The organism is Novosphingopyxis sp. (assembly GCF_965218915.1).
Lineage (GTDB): Bacteria > Pseudomonadota > Alphaproteobacteria > Sphingomonadales > Sphingomonadaceae > Novosphingopyxis.
The window spans coordinates 960,141-976,741 of the sequence record NZ_OZ244708.1 but is presented as its reverse complement, the minus strand read 5'-3'; the positions used below and the strand labels follow the sequence as shown (position 1 = coordinate 976,741).

The following is a 16,601-nucleotide window of genomic DNA, read 5'->3' as shown; positions in this document are numbered from 1 at the left end:
CCCCAGCCTTTCCCGCATGTCTGCAAAACACTGATGCATATTCTATGCTGTATCGCGGCGATGCTCGCATTCGCCGCGCCCGCCCGCGCCGATGCGGGTCCGGGCGTCTGCACCGGAAAATTCGTCAACCCGATCTCCGACATCTGCTGGTCCTGCCTGTTTCCGATCTCGGTCGGCGGGCTCGACATCTGGCCCTCGAACCGCCCCGATCCCGACAATCCGGATAGCCCCTTATGTCTGTGCGGCCTGCGCCCCGGCATCGCCATGGGTTTCTGGGAGCCGGTGCGCCTCGCCGATGTCAGCCTCAAACCCTGGTGCTTCGTCAATCTCGGTGGCACCAAACTCGATCCCGGGCTCGACATCGGCTTCCGGTCGATCTCCGGGCCGTCGGCGGTGGGAGGCGCCAGCCAATATTATTCGAGCTGGCACGTCCACTGGTATGCCTATCCGCTGATCTACTGGATGGAGATCGTGGCCGATTTCCTATGCCTCGAACCCGGCTCGGTCGATATCCTCTATTTGAGCGAACTCGATCCGCTGTGGCAGGACTCCGAGCTCACCGCGCTCATCAATCCCGAAGCGGTACTGTTCGCCAATCCGCTCGCCTTGGCGGCCTGCGCCGCCGATTGCGTCGCGGCGACCACCAAGCTGCCAAGCGACGAGTTGTTCTGGTGCGCGGGCTGCCAGGGCTCGATGTATCCGATGAACGGCAATGTCTCGGCGTCGATCGGCCATGTCCAGGCCTCGCGGCTCGTGCTCTCGCGCTTCGCCTACAAGCTCCACCGCGAGGTCGTGGCATGGGGCACGATGGGCTCCAAGGGCCTGTGCGGCAAATATCTGATGCCGGTGATGAGGAAGCAGCAATATCGCTTCCAGGCGACCAATCCCAATCCCGCGACCAAAGGCCGCTATGCCTGCCCGCCGATCGGCGCGTCCACGACCTTCCAGCCCAGAGGCCAGGTCGTGCCCGCGATCGGCGAGGACATGGGCTATCTGGTCTGGCGCAAACGAAATTGCTGCGCGCTATGAAAAAGCTTCTCCTCCCCGCGCTTATTCTCGGCACCGGCCTCGGCGGGCTCGCGCTCGCACAGACCGCGCAGGACACCGGTCTCGACCTCGAGGCGATCCGCGCCGACGCCGCCGAGCACCAAGCCGAAGCCGAGGATCTGGCTTCGACGGTTCGCCAGCGCGCGGAGCGGCTGCGGGAAGACAGCCGCAACGTCGAAGATGACGCGCGCGCCAATGCCGCACGCTATGCGGCCAGCCTGTCCAAACGTCCCATGGCCAAGAACGGCGCGCCGTTCGATTTCGATGCGATGGTGCTTGGGGCTGCCGAGACGGCCAAGGCGGACTTCGGTTCGGCGCCCCGCTTCATCGCCTTTGCCAGCCTGTCGATGCCGCCCGCCGGGCTCAGAGCACTGGCCCGCGACATGAAGCGCGCGGGCGGCGTCACCGTGCTGCGCGGCTTCCCCGGCGGCAGCGCCAAGCTGTTGCGCGCGCGGCTCGCGCAAGTTTGGGACGAGGGCGACGCGTTTGCCGCGATCGGCATCGATCCGCGGCTGTTTCGCGCGTTCGCGGTTCAAGCAGCCCCGACATTCGTGATGGCGGGCAGCGATTTCGAACTGTGCGACGGGTTCGACTGCGCGCCCGCCGTCCCGCCGCACGACCGCATGGCGGGCAATGTGAGCGTCGCGTTCGTTTTGGAAAGTTTCGCGGGCGGCGGCGGTCCCGGCGCCGCGCTGGCCAGGCTCCATCTCGCGCGCCTGAACGAAGGAGAGGACCAGTGAGGGTCACGAAAATTACCATAGTGCTGCTTACGATGATCGGATGCCTGACGACAGGCATGCCCGGCGGCGCGCAGAACCGCGAGTCGGCCAAGGCGGACGGCAAGGCGTTCGCTAGCGAACAGGCGGGCAAGGCGCGCGATGCGGCCGCGACCATGCCCGATGCGGACCGTGTACCAGGCTACGATCCGAATGCGACGCAAGGCTTGAGCGATCTCGCCCGCGATCCCGATCGCATCGCCGCCGAGGCGCAGGCCGCGGCCCCGCGCCATGAAGGACAGCGCGCGATCGACGATAGCGCGCGCCGCCGCGCGCGCTTCGAAGCGCGGGACATCGAGGCGGCGACGACCCGTGCGAGCGCGATCAACGCGGCGCCGCTGGACTATACCAGCGGAATGGCCATCGGCGGCGCGCAGGGCCGCTGCGTGCCGCTTCCGCCGGGAACCGGTTCGGCGGGCAGCTATTTTGCGACGTGCAACAAGGGAATGGTGATCGAACAGGCCGCCCGGACATGCACGGTCACGCTCGAAGCGCGCGTCGAAACGCGGCCCGCCTTTCATTATCTGTGCAGCAAGTTCGGCGATACCGGCTTCGGCGATGCGCCGTCCTGCGAACCGTTCCAGCGCGCCGCCTGTCAGGCGGTGGGACAGCGGCCCGGGCCATGTCTGCAATGGTCCGGGCGCGGTCCGACGCGCTGGTGCGTGGAGCCGGGCGATCCGCTCACTGAAATGCGCTGCCAGGCGCCCGTCGCCGGACAGACGCCGTTTCGGAGCACCACCGAGAAAATCATCGCCACCACCAAGGACGACAGCCAGTGCCGCGCGCTTGCAGAGGATAGCGACTGCACGCCCCAAGGGGAGACCTGCAGCGGCAGCGATCCGGTCACGCGGATTATAGACGGCGTACCGGTGACCCGGCCCTGCTGGGCCTGGCAGCGCAGCTACCAGTGCACCACGCGCCGGACGGGCAACGACTGCGGCGAGATCGAGGCCAATAGCGCGTGCCGGTTCGTGCGGGGCGATTGCCTGAGCGAGGACACACCCTGTAAGGTCACCGAGCGGGTCTATGAATGCCCGCTGCCCGGCACGACCGCCGCTCCCAATCAATATGTCTGCGACGGCGATGTCTATTGCATCGACGGCTCGTGCGAGACGATCGAGCGCGAGGCCAATGACGAGTTCGCGGGCGCCGTCACCGCGCTCCATGCGATGGACGAGGCGCGCGGGCAATTCGATCCGGCGAGCCTGACGCTGTTCAAGGGGACCCGGGAAACCTGTTCTTCGCAGGTCTTCGGCCTGATCAATTGCTGCAAGGGCAAGGGCTTTCCGTTGGTGCCGGGCATCGGCCTGCTGGTCTCGCTGGGCTGCGATAAGGAGGAGGTGCTGCTACACGAGCGCGATGCCAAAGGCCTGTGCGCCTATATCGGCAGCTATTGCTCGGGCAAGATCCTCGGAATCTGCACGACCAAGCGCAAGGCCTATTGCTGCTTCGAATCGAAGCTCTCGCGCATCCTCCAGGAACAGGGGCGCAAACAGCTACCCAAGCCCTGGGGCAAGGCGAAAAGCGAGCAGTGCGCGGGGTTCACGACGGACGAGTTCGCGCGGCTCGATCTCAGCGAAATGGATTTTTCGGAAGTCTATGCCGAGTTTACCGAGGCCGCGCGGCTTCCAGACGAGCTTGAGACCTCCGCGCTGATCCAGCAGAAAATCACCGACTATTTCGAACGGAGCGGCCGATGACCGGGACCCGTGCGGCTTATTGTAAGCAAAGCGCCAAGGCTATCGCGCTGGCGCTCTTGGTGACACCGGCGACCGGCGCGCTGGCACAGGAGCGCGCGCCCGAGCATGTCCGGGCGACCGATAGCGCCGATGCGCTCTACTGCCGGGAGCGCAAGCTCGGCTACTGGTTCTATTGCGTGCGCCCCAAGCCGGAGCCTGAGCAAAGGCAGGAAAAAACCGCGCCGCCGCCGAGCGCCACCGCGCAGCTCGATGCGCTCACCGCCGAGCTGCGCGAACTCAAGGCCAGGGCGGTCATCGATCCGAGCCCCGCCAACGTCACCGCCTATATCCGCTTCCAGCGCGCGCAGCTCGACCGCGCCTCGCTGTTCTCGGATGTCTGGCAACGCGCGATCTGGCAGGATCCGGAGCTGGATTACACATTGGAACGCCCGGTCTCGACGCTGGCCAAGCGGCAATGGCAGGATGCGAGGTCCGCGAGCCGCGACGCGGCGATGGCGCATCTCTCCGAGCGCTATGGATTATTCTATTTCTTCGCGCAGAGCTGCGGTGCCTGCGAGGTAATGAGCCCGATCGTCAAGTCGGTGGCGAGCCGCTGGCATATCACCATTCGCGCGATCTCGACCGATGGCGGCCCGTCGCGCCATTTTCCCGGCTATGTCGTCGAGACCGGCCAGCGCGAGGCCATGGGCCTCCGGCCAGCCATCACCCCTGCCCTCGTCCTGTGGGACAGCAAGACGCGGCGTCCGATCCCGATCGGCTACGGCGTGCTGTCGGCCGACGAGCTGCAGGACCGCATCTATCTCCTGACCACCAAGGAAGCCGGACATGATTTTTAGAAAGACCGCCGCCATTCTCGCTATCGCGTCGCTGATCGCCGCGCCCGTCGGGGCCGATGTCGGAACCAGCATGGACCGGTTCATGAACGAGATGGGCGGCGCGGCCAATGTCACGGGCCCGAGTGCGTTCGAGGGCCAATCGGCGGGCTATTACAGCCTCGGCAACGTGTGGACGCGCTTTCCGCAGAAGACGACCAGTATCGCCAATCTGCAACTCCCTTCGGCGCGCGCGGGCTGCGGGGGGATCGATATCTTCGCCGGCAGTTTCTCTTTCATCAATGCCGGCGAGATGGTCGCGATGCTCAAGGCCGTCGCCAACAACGCGGTCGGGTTCGCCTTCAGCCTCGCGGTCGATACCGTCTGCCCCGAATGCGCCAAGGTGATGCAGGAATTTGCGCAAAAAGCGCAGCTGATGAACAATCTCAACATCAACAGCTGCGAAATGGCGCAGGGGCTGGTCGGCGGCGTCTGGCCGAAGGGCGATCTCGCCGACAAGGCGATCTGCGAGGCGATCGGCAACTCGCAAGGTATTTTTACCGATTATGCCGCAGCCAAACATGGTTGCGGGACGAAGGGCCAGCGCGCCAGCACGGTCGCCGACGGCAGATCCGTCTATGCCGACGTCAATCCCGCCGTGCCCCGCAACTATAGCTGGCATATCCTCAAACAGTCCGCCTTCTTCAATCCGGGTGGCCAGTTCGACCGCGAGCTCGCCGAATATGCCATGACGCTCATCGGCACGGTGATCTACGTCCCGCCCAAGGATGATGCGCCGGGCAAATTTGTAGCCTTTGCGGGCGATGCCTCCTCGACGCTGGTGACCGCGCTGCTCGACGGGACGCAGGGCCAGACGATCCGGGTGCTGGACTGCGACGAGGCGGATCAATGTCTTAATCCGACCTTCCGCAATATGAGCCTTGCCGCATCCAAGGCGATCCGTCCGCGGGTCGCCAAGCTCATCGGCGCCATGGTCGAGGCGATCCGCAGCGACCGCGCGATCGGCGATCCTGAGAAGGAATTGCTGCAGGTCTCCTCGGTGCCGCTCTACAAGATCCTTACTGTGCAAGCCGCGTTCGGGCGCGGCATGCCGACCGACGATCGCGATACGCTGGCCGAGATCGCCAGCGTCGACCTGCTGTTCGCGGTGCTCGAGCGGATCGTGTCGGAAGCGGGGCGCTCGATGGCGAGCTTCATCGCCGCCGACGAAGCCAAGCTCGCCATCTGGCGGCACCAGCTCGCCGATGTGCGCTCCAGTCTCGCGCAGCGCCAGGCCACCGGCCAGGCCCGGGTGTCGGCGATCATGCAGATCATCGAGAAGACGGCGATGATCGAAAACATGCTGGCCGGCTCGATGTCGCCCTCGATGGCCGCCGCGCTCGACTGGTCGCGCGGCGTCCAGAGCCGCGCGCTCGTTCCCTGATGCCGACACATCCGTAAACCCGCAAAGGAACGCTATCGACATGGTCGAGATTTTTACGGTCGGCGGCGGCGAATATATCGTCAATGTGCTGAACGCGGTCGCCGCCTGGACCGGCGCGGGCGGCTACAAGAGCCTGATCCAGGTGGCGATGGTCATGGGCCTCGCGCTGGCCGTGATCGTGCTTGCGTTCAACCAGGACTGGCGCGCCTGGCTCAACTGGTTTCTGGGCGCCACGCTCATCTATATGTGCCTGATGGTGCCGCGCATGGACGTCCATGTCACCGACCGCGTCAACCCATCGCTCGCCCCCGCCAGCATCGCCAATGTGCCGCTGGGTCTCGCGCTGATGGCGAGTTTTACCAGCCAGATCGGCGATTATCTCGTGCGCTCGTCGGAAACCGTGTTCGGCCTGCCCGACGATCTCAATTACTCCAAAAACGGCATGATCTACGGCGCGCGGCTGTTCGAGGCGACGCGGGGCTTACGCATTTCCGATCCCGAGTTCGCCGCCAATCTCGACGAGCATTTTCGGCAATGCGTGTTCTACGACCTGCTGCTCGGCCGCTATTCGATGAAGGAGCTGTCCGAAAGCAATAACATCTGGGCCACCATCGCGCCCGGCAGCGCGGCGCGCGCGCAAAAGTTTCTGGTGCGGCAAGGCGACGACAGCGTGACCGCGTCGATCGTCACCTGCCGCGAGGCCTATACCGGTCTCAACGCGCAATGGTCGGGCATGATCGACGCGATGAGCGGTACCTTTGGCCGCCAGCTCTATCCGCGGCAGACCGCCGCGCTCGCCAAGGCCAAGCTGATGGCCGATCTTCCGATCGCCTATCATTATCTCGCAGGCGTCTCGACGAGCGCCAGCGACATCTTCCGCCAGGTGCTCACGATCAACGCGATGAACCAGGCGATGCATGGCATGGCCGGCACCAGCGGCACCTCGAACGTGGATGTGTTCGCCCAGACGCGCGCCGACATCCAGACCGAGCGCACCTATGCTTCGATCGCGCACAATGCCATGAAATGGGTGCCGGTCCTGAACGTCGTGCTGACGGTGCTGTTCTACGCGCTGTTCCCGGTGCTGTTCCCGCTGTTTTTAATGCCCAAAACCGGGCCGGTCGCGCTCAAGGGCTATGTCACCGGCTTCTTCTATCTCGCCGCCTGGGGGCCGCTGTTCGTGATCCTCCACATGATCCTGATGTTCAAGGGCGCGAGCGAAGTGAGCGCCGTCGCTGGCGGAAGCGGGCTCAGTCTGGCGAGCTTCTCCGGCATGACCGACGTCAACAGCGACATCGGCGTGCTCGCCGGCTATCTCGTCGCCTCGATCCCGTTTCTAGCAGGGGGCATCGCACGCGGCGCGCTCGCGATCTCGGGCCAGGCCACCTCCTATCTCAATCCCAGCCAGAACGCGGCCGAAGAAGCGGCGCGCGAGGCGAGCACCGGCAATGTTTCGCTCGGCAACAGCAATATCGAGAATTCGAGTGTGTTCTCGCGCTCGTTCGCGCAAGGCTCGCTCGCGCCCAATATCGGTTACGGCGCGGCGCAGACGCGCGGATATAGCGACAGCGGTACGCAGACGACCAGCTTTGCGGACGCCGAGTTCGCCACCGTCCCGAATTCGCAATATCCATTCACGCCGACATTGGGCCAGGATTTTACCTCGCGGCTCTCGACGCTGGCAACCACCAGCCACGGTCAGAGCGAGACTTTTGCCAATCTCGCCCAGCAATCGACCAGTTCGGCGGTCACCCGGTTCAACGAAATCCGCGACAGCTACAGCCAGGGCCACTCGTCCGAGACCGCCAGCGGCCAGAGCAGCAGCGACAGCATCGGCACGGCGTTCAGCGAAGTGGATAATGCGTCCAGGACGCTCCAACAGCAATATGGCCTGTCGCGCCGCGCCGCTGACGATATCACGACATCCTGGTTCTTGAATGGAGATGGCTCCCTCGGGCTTAAAGGCGGCCGTGGAGCCGTGAGTGGTAGTTTGGGGCTGAAGGGCGGCAGAAATCAAAGCTGGACCGACAGCGATATTGGCATCGCCTCCGAGGATCGCAGCCGCATATTTGGCTCTCTCTCGCAAATATCGGACAGCCGCAGCTGGTCCAGTACGCGCGAAGGCTTCGTGCGCAGTGTGAACACCAGCAGCAGTTCGCAGGTGTCGAGCAGCGCATCGGGCCTGACACGATCGCTGACCGAAGCACAGAGTTACACGGTCGAGGCCCGCCGCGCGGACGAGTTGGCCAGCCGACTCGAAAATCAGGCGACATGGTATGAGAACAACAATGCAGCGGGGTCGCTCAACCTTAGCCAGGCCTACCGCGAATGGGGCCTGGCCGAGATCGAGGCCAACCGCGACTATTATGGCGCGGCCCGGTTCGACGACATCGACTTCCAGCTCAGCGGTCAGGGACAGCAGCTACAGGGCCGGTTCATCCAGAGTTACGCGGACCGCCTGCACGACGATATCGAGGGCGAGCTGACGCTTCCCGCCTTCGCGCCTGTCGGTCGACCGGGGGTCGGCAGCGTCGGCGACGTTCAAGCAAGCGTATCGCTTTCAGGTAGCGGCCGCGGTCCGGTGCCTGGTTCGGGGGACAATAGCGGTATCTCCGACGAAGCCCGGTCGAAACAGAAGCAGGGTCGTCAGAGGATCGGTTCGGTCAGGGGCTATCTGGGTAACCAAACGAAGGACGCAAGGGGTGCTAGTGAAAAGGCGGCGGACGATATCAAAAAGTGGGAGTAAAATAGTTCAGATGAGGAAATCGTAGATTATGACATAGGCTACAAATGCTGAGAACAGCACAGCAAATGCGATTAAGCCAGCCTTGCCCCACGGGTCGGCCCAGGTCTTTTTCCAGCTGTAAGCGGTCACGCGGTTTTCGGCGATGGCCCGGTCGATTTCCCGGAAACCTTTCCAGTCACCGTCGCTGCCATTCATATTGGAATTGTCGTCAGTCATTCTGCTTCTCCTGCAAAAACGCAGAAACTCCACGCGTTCTCCACTCTCATCCGCCTTAGATGCGCTGTCGATTGAACGGAGTCCGCCCCCATTACGCAGAAGCGATCCGGTCTCTGAGCGGGTCCGTTCAATGAAGGAGGTGGCTAGTCATCTCAACGGTGTCACGGCTCTGAGATTACCGACGCCAAGGTTTCGATGTTACGGCCCCTTCATCTGCGATGATCGATACCACATAATTTTGATTCGGCTGAAGGGGAAGGTGATCGACTTGCTCAACAAAGTCAGGTGGAGAATCACCTAGAATAACTGACTTCATTAAGGTGCATTCGTTGCCCTTTTTGACAATCTTCCAGAGTTGGGTGCTAGCCTCGGACTTTCTAACCTCTACCATCCTTAGGCAGATCGGTTTAAGATCGGTCGAAAGAAAGCTGCTCATTCCAAAGCGAAAGATTGCGCCTGTGTCATTGGCCTCAACGTCGACTTTTATATCTTCCGAGCAGCTTGTGAGCGTGAACATCAACGGAAGCATGACGAGCGATATTCTTTTGTGCGATGTACGTTGGAGACTCATTTCTTTAGCTCCAAGTCCTCAGGCTTGAACGTAGTTCGCTCCGGAATGCGCGATCCTGTTCGTTCCTGCGTCAATGTGAACTCGCCATTCTTGAATGAGAGGTTTGTCCCACGACCGCTAATTGACATACCTTCCAAGCGAGAACAGCCACTTCCAGACATACATCCGCCGAAGGCCGCTGCCCGTGCTTCAAAAGTTTGCGAGTTAAAGTCCTTTGAATCGTCCCACCTATAAATCTTAGGTTTGAAACCGGCTTTCAATTGCTCAGACGCCATTGACGTCCAACTCTTATGACCGATGCTCATCTCGAAGACATGATATTGTTCATGCCAATAAGTCGCCATTTGGGCGCTATCGCGAGTTTTAGAGAAGTCTTGCGAATATACCTTTGAGGCAAAATCGATCTCATAGGGGAAGGACACGGATCGGCTGATGGGGAAGTTGTAAACCGGAACGATGGCCATTTGAGCGCCAAATACACGGTCGAGATTTTTGCGCTCACCACCTGTAGCTTGCCGCGTGCCGGTGGGGTCTACCATATTCACCGGATCGTTTGCGACAACTGATCCGCTTGACGCGGTTCCATCGTAACAGCGGATATTTCTTGAGGCAGTCCAGCGGCTTAAGCGCACGCGCCGGAGGCGCGATACCGGAACGCGCCGGATTCGCCCTTGAGGCGGTTTTTGAGGCCCGCGCGAGGGGGCATCGAGGCGCATGGCTTGCATCAAGCGGCCATCTTGCGCGCGCGGGCGCGGGGATGCAAGCAGCTAAGAGAAGCGGCATTTTCGCATGGCGCGGGCGGGATCATTACCCGGATCGCGCAAGGGCCGCGATGCTACGCATCGGACCCGCAAAATAGATACACACCTCACGCACGGGTGCATGGCGCATTTCTGCGGGTTTTCGAGGGTGCGATCCGCACTCTCCTATGATGCGCGGCAACAGGATTGGCGGTTTTCGACCATTTCCCGAGGGTGCGCTGCGCACTCTCATTGTCATACAACACGCGCCGCAAGGCTTATCCTGCACATCAAGATTTTCCCTATTCCTTTTGCTCGCTGGCCTCAGCATCGAGCACCGCATCGAGCATCGCCTGCTCGCGCACCAGCTTGGCCCCTGGATGGGTGGCGGCATGGATCTCGGCCAGCTTGAGCACGGAGACGCGGGTGTAGATCTGGGTCGTCTCCAGGCTCTCATGGCCAAGCAATGCCTGGATAAACCGGATATCGGCTCCGCCCTCCAGCATCAGCGTGGCGGCGGTATGGCGCAGCAGATGGCACGAGCCGGGCTTGCCGATCCCTGCTGACTGGATATAGCCGCGCACCTTCTCCGACAGCCGCTTGGGATCGAGTGCATTGCCCTGGCGGCTGAGGAACAGATGATGCGGATCGCGGCCCGCGACCAGACCGGGGCGCGCCTGGTCGCGGTAGGCCGCAAGCCACACCTTCGCGCGCTCGCCCAGCGGCACCACCCGGTCCTTGTTGCCCTTGCCCTTGCGCACGATCAGCGCGCTGCGCGGATAGTCCACATCGTGCACCCTCAGCCCGGTCAGCTCGCTGCGGCGGATCGCGGTGGCATAAAGCACTTCGAGCATCGCCCTATCGCGTAGGCCCAGCGCGGTGGCACTATCGGGCTGACCCATCACCGCCTCGGCCTCATCGGCAGTGAGCACCAGCGCGGGCAGGCGCTTTTCGGGGCGGGGCAGGTCCAGCTCGGAGGCCGGATTGGAGAGGATATGATTCTCGCGGGTCAGCCATTTGAACCAGGCGCGCAGCGGGATCATCCGCTGCGCCTGCGTCCGGAACGAGAGCGGCTCGCCATTGCTCTTGCGGTGGTAATAGAGATGGCGCTGGTAGCGCTCCAGGATCGGGCGCGTCACTTCATGCGGCCGCTCCAGCCCCCGCTCGGCGCACCACAGGATGAACACGCTCAGCCCGTGCCGCCGGTCGGTGATCGTCGCACCGGAGTAATTGCGCACCGCAAGGTGGGAGAGGAACCGCTCCATATGGCAAGCAAGACTGTCGGGATCGTGACGGCCCGGAAGCTCTGGCAGCTTGCGCCGGGGCATTTACGCGTATGACCGGCGCGCGCTGGACCCATCCCGCGATGCGCTTTCGGGAGCATCGGATGCGTCAGGCGTGTGGAACGGCAGGATTGCGCCGTTTTCGGTGGATTCGCCGCTCCGATCATGGCCCGACCGGCCCCCGACAGCGCCCCGACCGGGGGCCGACCGCTCGGCCTCCACCCCCGACCGGTCTGCATCATACCTGTCCTGAGCACCGTCGAAGGGGGCCTGCTTTCTCAGCCGCTCGACGTCGATCAGCCCCATCACGAACGGGGTGGGCCGGTCGGCATTCTCGCCATCCCCGCCGCCATCTTTCACGCCTTCGCCGTCCCACAGCAGCTCGTAGACGAACCGCGGACCCTCGCGCCGCACCAGCACATATTCGAGGGTGCCCAAGCGGCTGAGATGAAGTTTGAGCTGGGTATCGCCCCACGCCGTCGCCTCGCGCACCTCGCGCCGGGTAAAGCGGATATCGCGCGGGGCTATCCCTTCGGCGCTCGCCCGCGCGCTTACATGGCGGCGCAGCAGATGCAGCAACCGCCGTGTCTGCGGCGGCAGTTCGTCGAGCGTGGTCCCCAGCACCGCATGGGCCAGCGTGTTCGCCGCCGCGATATCATCCAGCGTGGCCTCGATATAGTCGAGCGGTTCCATCCCAGGCCGCTCCAGCGTGCGCACCGGCCTCTGATGCTGGTGCAACAGCGTGATCGCCCGGATCAGCCCGAGATATTTGCGGTGATCGCGCCGGGTGCGGGTCTTGTCGTCGAGGAACGTCAGATGCTCGGCATAGGGGTTGACCACCTTGACCGGCTTCAAGAGCCGCTGGGCGTTGTGATGCAGTGTGCGGATCGCCGATGCCCGCTCGCCCGCTGCCAGCCCCTCCAGCGTCTCCTCGTAGCGCTGGCGGGCATGGATCGCTCTTGTCTGGTCGCGGCTTTCATCGACGCTCAAGACCAGGCAGCGATTGGCCAGCTCCTCGTCGAGATCGATCGCGGTGGTGGTCAGCATCAAGGCCACCGGCCCCTCGACCGTGTAATCCTGCGTCACCAGACGGCCCGTGGCCGGGTCTTTGCCGGTGGAGGCGATGGTCAGCGTCCCCTGGCTCTGCAAGAGTTTGAGCGCATAGGAGGCGTGGCGCACGCCTTCCTCCTCGGCGATGGCCAGCGTCTTGTGTTTAAGGTCTGCTTCGCCGAGGTAAAACAGGCTCTGCCCGGTCATCGCCGAGTAGCTCACCCGTTCCTCTTCCGGTACCAGGTCCAGCACCGCATCCATCAGCGCGCTTTTGCCCGCCGCGCTGGTCGACTGGATCAGCACCGCCAGCGGTCGCTCCAGTTTGCGGCTCAAGGCGGCAAGATAGGTGGTGAGCGCATTCTCCGCCTCGCCGACCACGCCGCAGGCGGCGATGTCCCCGGCGATCCGGTCCATGAGGCCGGGCGCGCGCAGCCAGGTCAGCGCCTCGGCCTCGTCCTGCGCGCTGATCACCGGGCCGGAGGCCTGCGGCGCGCCGCCCCGCAGCAACTCCTCCTGCACGCCCTCGAGCGCCAGCAGCACCTGGCCGATATCGCGCTTGATCGCATCGGCGGGCAGACCCAGTTCGCTGGCAGCTTCCGCCACGAACGCGCCGCGCGCCTTGGCTGAGAGCAGGTCCAGGCCGTCCACATGGAACGCCTCTGCGCGCCGGACCATAAGATTGATCTTCATCGCCTCGGCCGACGCATTGCGCGCCAAGCCCCGCGCGCGCCACAGCCTATCGCCAAGCCGGATCGTCACCTCCTGCTCGCCGATCTCGGGCGCTACCGCTGGCGGCGCGGCGGGCGGGATCGGACCTGCATGGCTGGGTTCGGGGATGGTGTCGGGAGAGGACAGGGTTTCTTCATCGGCGGGCGACGGTTCGGGAGGCGGGGTTTCCTCTTTAGCAGCTAAGAGAGGATCGGATTCAGTGGGCGGTGCCGGATCGGATTGCTCTATCACCATACGCGGGGCGCGCTCGGTCCCGGCCATCCACTCCGCCGCGCGCAGCAATGCGCCCAGACTCTTCGCCGCCGGCGTCACGCTCACCGCATAGGCGTTCGCATCCATCCCCTTGGGGAAGTTTACCCGGTAGACCGCCATGCCTTTCCCTGCGAGTGTCTCCGCCGCTGCTGTCGCACCCTTATCGCCCGCGCCGTCGCGGTCATAGGCGATCAGCACGCGTTTGATCTTGTGGCTGGTCAGCGCGGCGACGATCTCATCGGTCAGCCCGCCTGCACCCCACGCAGTCGTGACATTGCGGTATCCGGCACACCAGAACGTCAGCGCATCAAGCGCGGCTTCGGCCAGGATCATTTCTTCGGATGCCGCGAACGCAGGCAGATTGAGCACCCCCTTATGCGGCCCCGGCAGATAGAGATGATCGGGGGTGCCCTTCCTGAGATTGTCCCTGATCTTGCGGCCATAGAGATTGACCACCCGGCCATTCCCGTTGCGGATCGGCACCACCAGACTGCCGCGCAGATGTTCGTGGCCGCTGTCGCGCAGCACGCCTAACCGCTGCAACTGGCTTCTGATCTCGGCTCCCGCCTTGCGGTTCGCCGCTGGCATCCGGTAGCCCAGCGTCCGGTCGGCAAAGCCCAGGGAGAACGCGTCGATCAGTTCAGGATGCGCGAGGCCGCGTTTGGCGAGATAGGCCAGCGCATCGGGATTGGCGCGCAGCGAGCGGGTGTAATAATCCGCCACCTTGCCCAGCAGCGCCGCGTCTTCGGCGACCGAGAACGTCTCCAGCTTCGGCACGGTCGAGCGCACGGCCTGCGGCGCATCGGGATCGGGCGTGTAATCATCGCGCAGCAGCTCCACCGCATGGCGGAAGCTCACGCCTTCGCGCTTCATCACCCAGCTGATCGGATCGCCGCCCGCATCGCAGCCGAAGCAATGCCACAGGTTTTTTGCCACCGTCACCACCAGCGAAGGGGTCGCATCATCGTGGAACGGGCAGCACCCCACCCTATCGCCCCCGCGCTTCGCCAGCTCCACCCCCGCCGACTCGACCAGGCGCACCAGGCTGACCTCGGTCTTGATCCGCTCGATCTCGTCATCCGCGATTCGCGCCATGTTTCCCGCCTTCCGCCAAAACCCTGTCAAGCGCAAAGTGCGCTTTCAACTCGACAATATTTATAACAATATGTTATAGAGTCAAGTTCGGCAGCTAAAACAGGGGATATGCTCATGCACCGCTTCACCAACAGGATTGCAAAGCCCGCCATGAGTCCCGACGAACAGCCCTACTTTCACGCGCTCGGCCAGCGCATCGCCAAGGCCCGCACCGCCGCCGATCTGACACAGGTTCAGCTCGCAGATGCGCTCGGCATCTCGCAGCCCCAGCTCGCCTTCTACGAGGTCGGCAAGCGCCGCGTGCCCGTCTCGCTGCTCCCCGGTCTTGCGCGCGTGCTCGATACGCCGGTCGAGTTGCTGATCGGTGAGGACGGCGCAGCCGACGCTTCCGCCGTCCCGCCGCGCCGCACCAAGCGCGGACCGCCTTCCAGGCTCGAACGCCAACTCGATGCCGTCGCCCAGCTTCCCAAAGCACGCCAGAAGTTCGTCAGCGACATGCTCGATACCGTGCTCGCACAGCATCACGGACAGGAGGCCGCACCCGCCGTCTGATCCTCTCTCAGCCGCTCATAAACGGCACATCAGCGCGAACATAGATCAGGGGCCGGGACCACTCCCGCAGCCCCATGGCGGAGCCTTTTGGCAGCTCTATAGACAGTCAAGGCAAGAAGCATTTTCCGGCTGCAGCCCACTTCCGCGCAGCCACCCACCTGCAGCGGACTGCAGTGCCAAGCCGCTGATCTCGCTCACGAACACCTGACCTGCGCAAAAGCTGCAGCGGGCTGCAGGTAACGCACCGACCGCTTAACTGCCTGTTATAAAACGCACACCACGCTGCAGCCTCCCACGGTTCCACCGTGTACGGTGTACCGGTTTCTGTCCCCATATGCGAAGGGCCGATCCGGCATCTGAGCCCAGCCGAACAACGAGGGGATTAAGTAGAAATGGCCTAGGAATAGCAGCCGATCTATGAAGCAGGCGAGACAGATACATCTGTAAGGATTGTGGGTCCGCAGATATGCTCGACGCATATGCCGTCGCGCCCGCACCCTTCTGCATCCAAGTTTCCGGTGACCACCACCTTTTGATCAACCAAAGCCTCGTAACTCTGCCTCTGACTGTCGGTCAACAAGAGTCCAATGCATTCCTTCCGGTCACTGGAGAACAGATTGTAGAACCCACTATTTGTCTTCAGGAGACCACGTAGGGTTAGCGATTTGCCGTCATTTTCAACTCGCCCCTCAATCGCAGAATACACATCATCTCGACCATCTGTGACACAAGATGAAAGCGTAACGCCAACCATAATTACCATCAATATAGTTTTTGTAATTCTCATCTTGATCCTCGCTGGAGCCTATTCAGCTGCTGCCTTACGACTCGCATTTCTCTCGCGCTCGGATTTCCTGAAATAACTCTCGCACGGAATTGACCTTGTGATCTTTCAATGACGATGACGGAGCCACTGTTAATAATGTAGTTGGGACGGCCAGCATTAACCTGGACATGATCGCCGATCCTGCGATTCTCGTAGCCCGGTGTAATGTTTGGCTTGTTTCCCAAGTCCGGATGAGAGTGACCAACAGCATCTGGGTTTCCAATAGCAGTCGCGCGACCTTGGGTCGTTTCGCCGCCCTCGGTCGTTTTTGTGCTTAATGGCGTGAAGGCCACCTCCGAACCGGTTTGATCAAATTGGGCAATGTTCTCATTGGGACCCGCGTCGTTCGCAATGCTCGACATATTCTGGCGAGCAGATGTATCAATCTCGGGGGTGCTCACAGTGGTGGCCGTCCCGTCCTTCTTCTCATTGTAGCTTGAAGCGTCCACGCACTGGCCCCCCAATCCAGCCTGATCGCCACTTCCCGCATCGCTGCAACCCTGCATCCCCGTCGGATCCCTCCCATTGATGGGATCGTTTGCGACAACTGATCCGCTTGACGCGGTTCCATCGTAACAGCGGATATTTCTTGAGGCAGTCCAGCGGCTTAAGCGCACGCGCCGGAGGCGCGATACCGGAACGCGCCGGATTCGCCCTTGAGGCGGTTTTTGAGGCCCGCGCGAGGGGGCATCGAGGCGCATGGCTTGCATCAAGCGGCCATCTTGCGCGCGCGGGCGCGGGGATGCAAGCAGCTAAGAGAAG

At 62.9% G+C, this 16,601-nt stretch carries 12 protein-coding genes; 7 read left to right on the top strand and 5 right to left on the bottom strand.

Annotation, left to right across the window (positions count from 1 at the left end; genetic code table 11):
• The first annotated feature begins 33 nt into the window (after positions 1-33).
• From traU to ACOQPC_RS04505, 6 genes are read left to right on the top strand one after another with little or no spacing between them, the layout of a single operon-like run.
• Positions 34-1,029 (top strand): conjugal transfer pilus assembly protein TraU, encoded by a 996-nt coding sequence (gene traU, locus ACOQPC_RS04530; RefSeq protein ID WP_420608064.1) that lies wholly within the window; start codon positions 34-36, stop codon positions 1,027-1,029.
• On the top strand, positions 1,026-1,787 hold the full coding sequence (locus ACOQPC_RS04525; protein WP_420607468.1) for a type-F conjugative transfer system pilin assembly protein TrbC: 762 nt from the start codon (positions 1,026-1,028) through the stop codon (positions 1,785-1,787). The genes traU and ACOQPC_RS04525 overlap by 4 nt, the downstream gene beginning before the upstream one ends.
• 32 nt (positions 1,788-1,819) lie before the next feature.
• A complete protein-coding gene (locus ACOQPC_RS04520; protein ID WP_420608063.1) occupies positions 1,820-3,523 on the top strand; it encodes a conjugal transfer protein TraN in 1,704 nt (567 codons plus the stop codon).
• Entirely contained in the window at positions 3,520-4,359 is an 840-nt protein-coding gene (locus ACOQPC_RS04515; protein ID WP_420607467.1) for a conjugal transfer protein TraF, read from the top strand. The genes ACOQPC_RS04520 and ACOQPC_RS04515 overlap by 4 nt, the downstream gene beginning before the upstream one ends.
• Complete coding sequence (locus tag ACOQPC_RS04510) at positions 4,349-5,779, top strand: conjugal transfer protein TraH (protein WP_420607466.1); 1,431 nt, start codon at positions 4,349-4,351, stop codon at positions 5,777-5,779. Before ACOQPC_RS04515 ends, ACOQPC_RS04510 begins: the two co-directional genes overlap by 11 nt.
• A gap of 40 nt (positions 5,780-5,819) precedes the next feature.
• Complete coding sequence (locus ACOQPC_RS04505) at positions 5,820-8,525, top strand: conjugal transfer protein TraG N-terminal domain-containing protein (protein WP_420607465.1); 2,706 nt, start codon at positions 5,820-5,822, stop codon at positions 8,523-8,525.
• A 6-nt stretch (positions 8,526-8,531) separates the two neighbouring features.
• On the opposite strand, the gene ACOQPC_RS04500 is transcribed toward ACOQPC_RS04505, so the two are convergent.
• From ACOQPC_RS04500 to ACOQPC_RS04485, 4 genes are all read right to left on the bottom strand, one after another.
• Complete coding sequence (locus ACOQPC_RS04500; RefSeq protein ID WP_420607464.1) at positions 8,532-8,741, bottom strand: hypothetical protein; 210 nt, start codon at positions 8,739-8,741, stop codon at positions 8,532-8,534.
• A gap of 567 nt (positions 8,742-9,308) precedes the next feature.
• Positions 9,309-9,851 (bottom strand): hypothetical protein, encoded by a 543-nt coding sequence (locus ACOQPC_RS04495; RefSeq protein ID WP_420607463.1) that lies wholly within the window; start codon positions 9,849-9,851, stop codon positions 9,309-9,311.
• A 503-nt stretch (positions 9,852-10,354) separates the two neighbouring features.
• Positions 10,355-11,380 carry a site-specific tyrosine recombinase XerC gene (xerC, locus tag ACOQPC_RS04490; protein WP_420607461.1) on the bottom strand — a complete coding sequence of 342 codons (1,026 nt, stop codon included), beginning with the start codon at positions 11,378-11,380 and terminating at the stop codon, positions 10,355-10,357.
• Positions 11,381-14,461, bottom strand: coding sequence for a CHC2 zinc finger domain-containing protein (locus ACOQPC_RS04485; RefSeq protein WP_420607460.1), 3,081 nt, complete (start codon positions 14,459-14,461; stop codon positions 11,381-11,383).
• 150 nt (positions 14,462-14,611) lie between these two features.
• On the opposite strand from ACOQPC_RS04485, the gene ACOQPC_RS04480 reads away from it, so the two are divergent.
• Complete coding sequence (locus ACOQPC_RS04480; protein WP_420607459.1) at positions 14,612-15,013, top strand: helix-turn-helix domain-containing protein; 402 nt, start codon at positions 14,612-14,614, stop codon at positions 15,011-15,013.
• 783 nt (positions 15,014-15,796) lie between these two features.
• Here the strand turns inward: ACOQPC_RS04480 and ACOQPC_RS04475 are convergent.
• Complete coding sequence (locus ACOQPC_RS04475) at positions 15,797-16,345, bottom strand: hypothetical protein (RefSeq protein ID WP_420607462.1); 549 nt, start codon at positions 16,343-16,345, stop codon at positions 15,797-15,799.
• Positions 16,346-16,601: the final 256 nt, after the last annotated feature.

Coding starts and splice junctions, on each gene's coding strand:
- traU (WP_420608064.1), top strand. CDS start 34: ATGCATATTCTATGCTGTATCGCGGCGATGCTCGCATTCGCCGCGCCC.
- ACOQPC_RS04525 (WP_420607468.1), top strand. CDS start 1,026: ATGAAAAAGCTTCTCCTCCCCGCGCTTATTCTCGGCACCGGCCTCGGC.
- ACOQPC_RS04520 (WP_420608063.1), top strand. CDS start 1,820: ATGATCGGATGCCTGACGACAGGCATGCCCGGCGGCGCGCAGAACCGC.
- ACOQPC_RS04515 (WP_420607467.1), top strand. CDS start 3,520: ATGACCGGGACCCGTGCGGCTTATTGTAAGCAAAGCGCCAAGGCTATC.
- ACOQPC_RS04510 (WP_420607466.1), top strand. CDS start 4,349: ATGATTTTTAGAAAGACCGCCGCCATTCTCGCTATCGCGTCGCTGATC.
- ACOQPC_RS04505 (WP_420607465.1), top strand. CDS start 5,820: ATGGTCGAGATTTTTACGGTCGGCGGCGGCGAATATATCGTCAATGTG.
- ACOQPC_RS04500 (WP_420607464.1), bottom strand. CDS start 8,741: ATGACTGACGACAATTCCAATATGAATGGCAGCGACGGTGACTGGAAA.
- ACOQPC_RS04495 (WP_420607463.1), bottom strand. CDS start 9,851: ATGGTAGACCCCACCGGCACGCGGCAAGCTACAGGTGGTGAGCGCAAA.
- xerC (WP_420607461.1), bottom strand. CDS start 11,380: ATGCCCCGGCGCAAGCTGCCAGAGCTTCCGGGCCGTCACGATCCCGAC.
- ACOQPC_RS04485 (WP_420607460.1), bottom strand. CDS start 14,461: ATGGCGCGAATCGCGGATGACGAGATCGAGCGGATCAAGACCGAGGTC.
- ACOQPC_RS04480 (WP_420607459.1), top strand. CDS start 14,612: ATGAGTCCCGACGAACAGCCCTACTTTCACGCGCTCGGCCAGCGCATC.
- ACOQPC_RS04475 (WP_420607462.1), bottom strand. CDS start 16,345: ATGCAGGGTTGCAGCGATGCGGGAAGTGGCGATCAGGCTGGATTGGGG.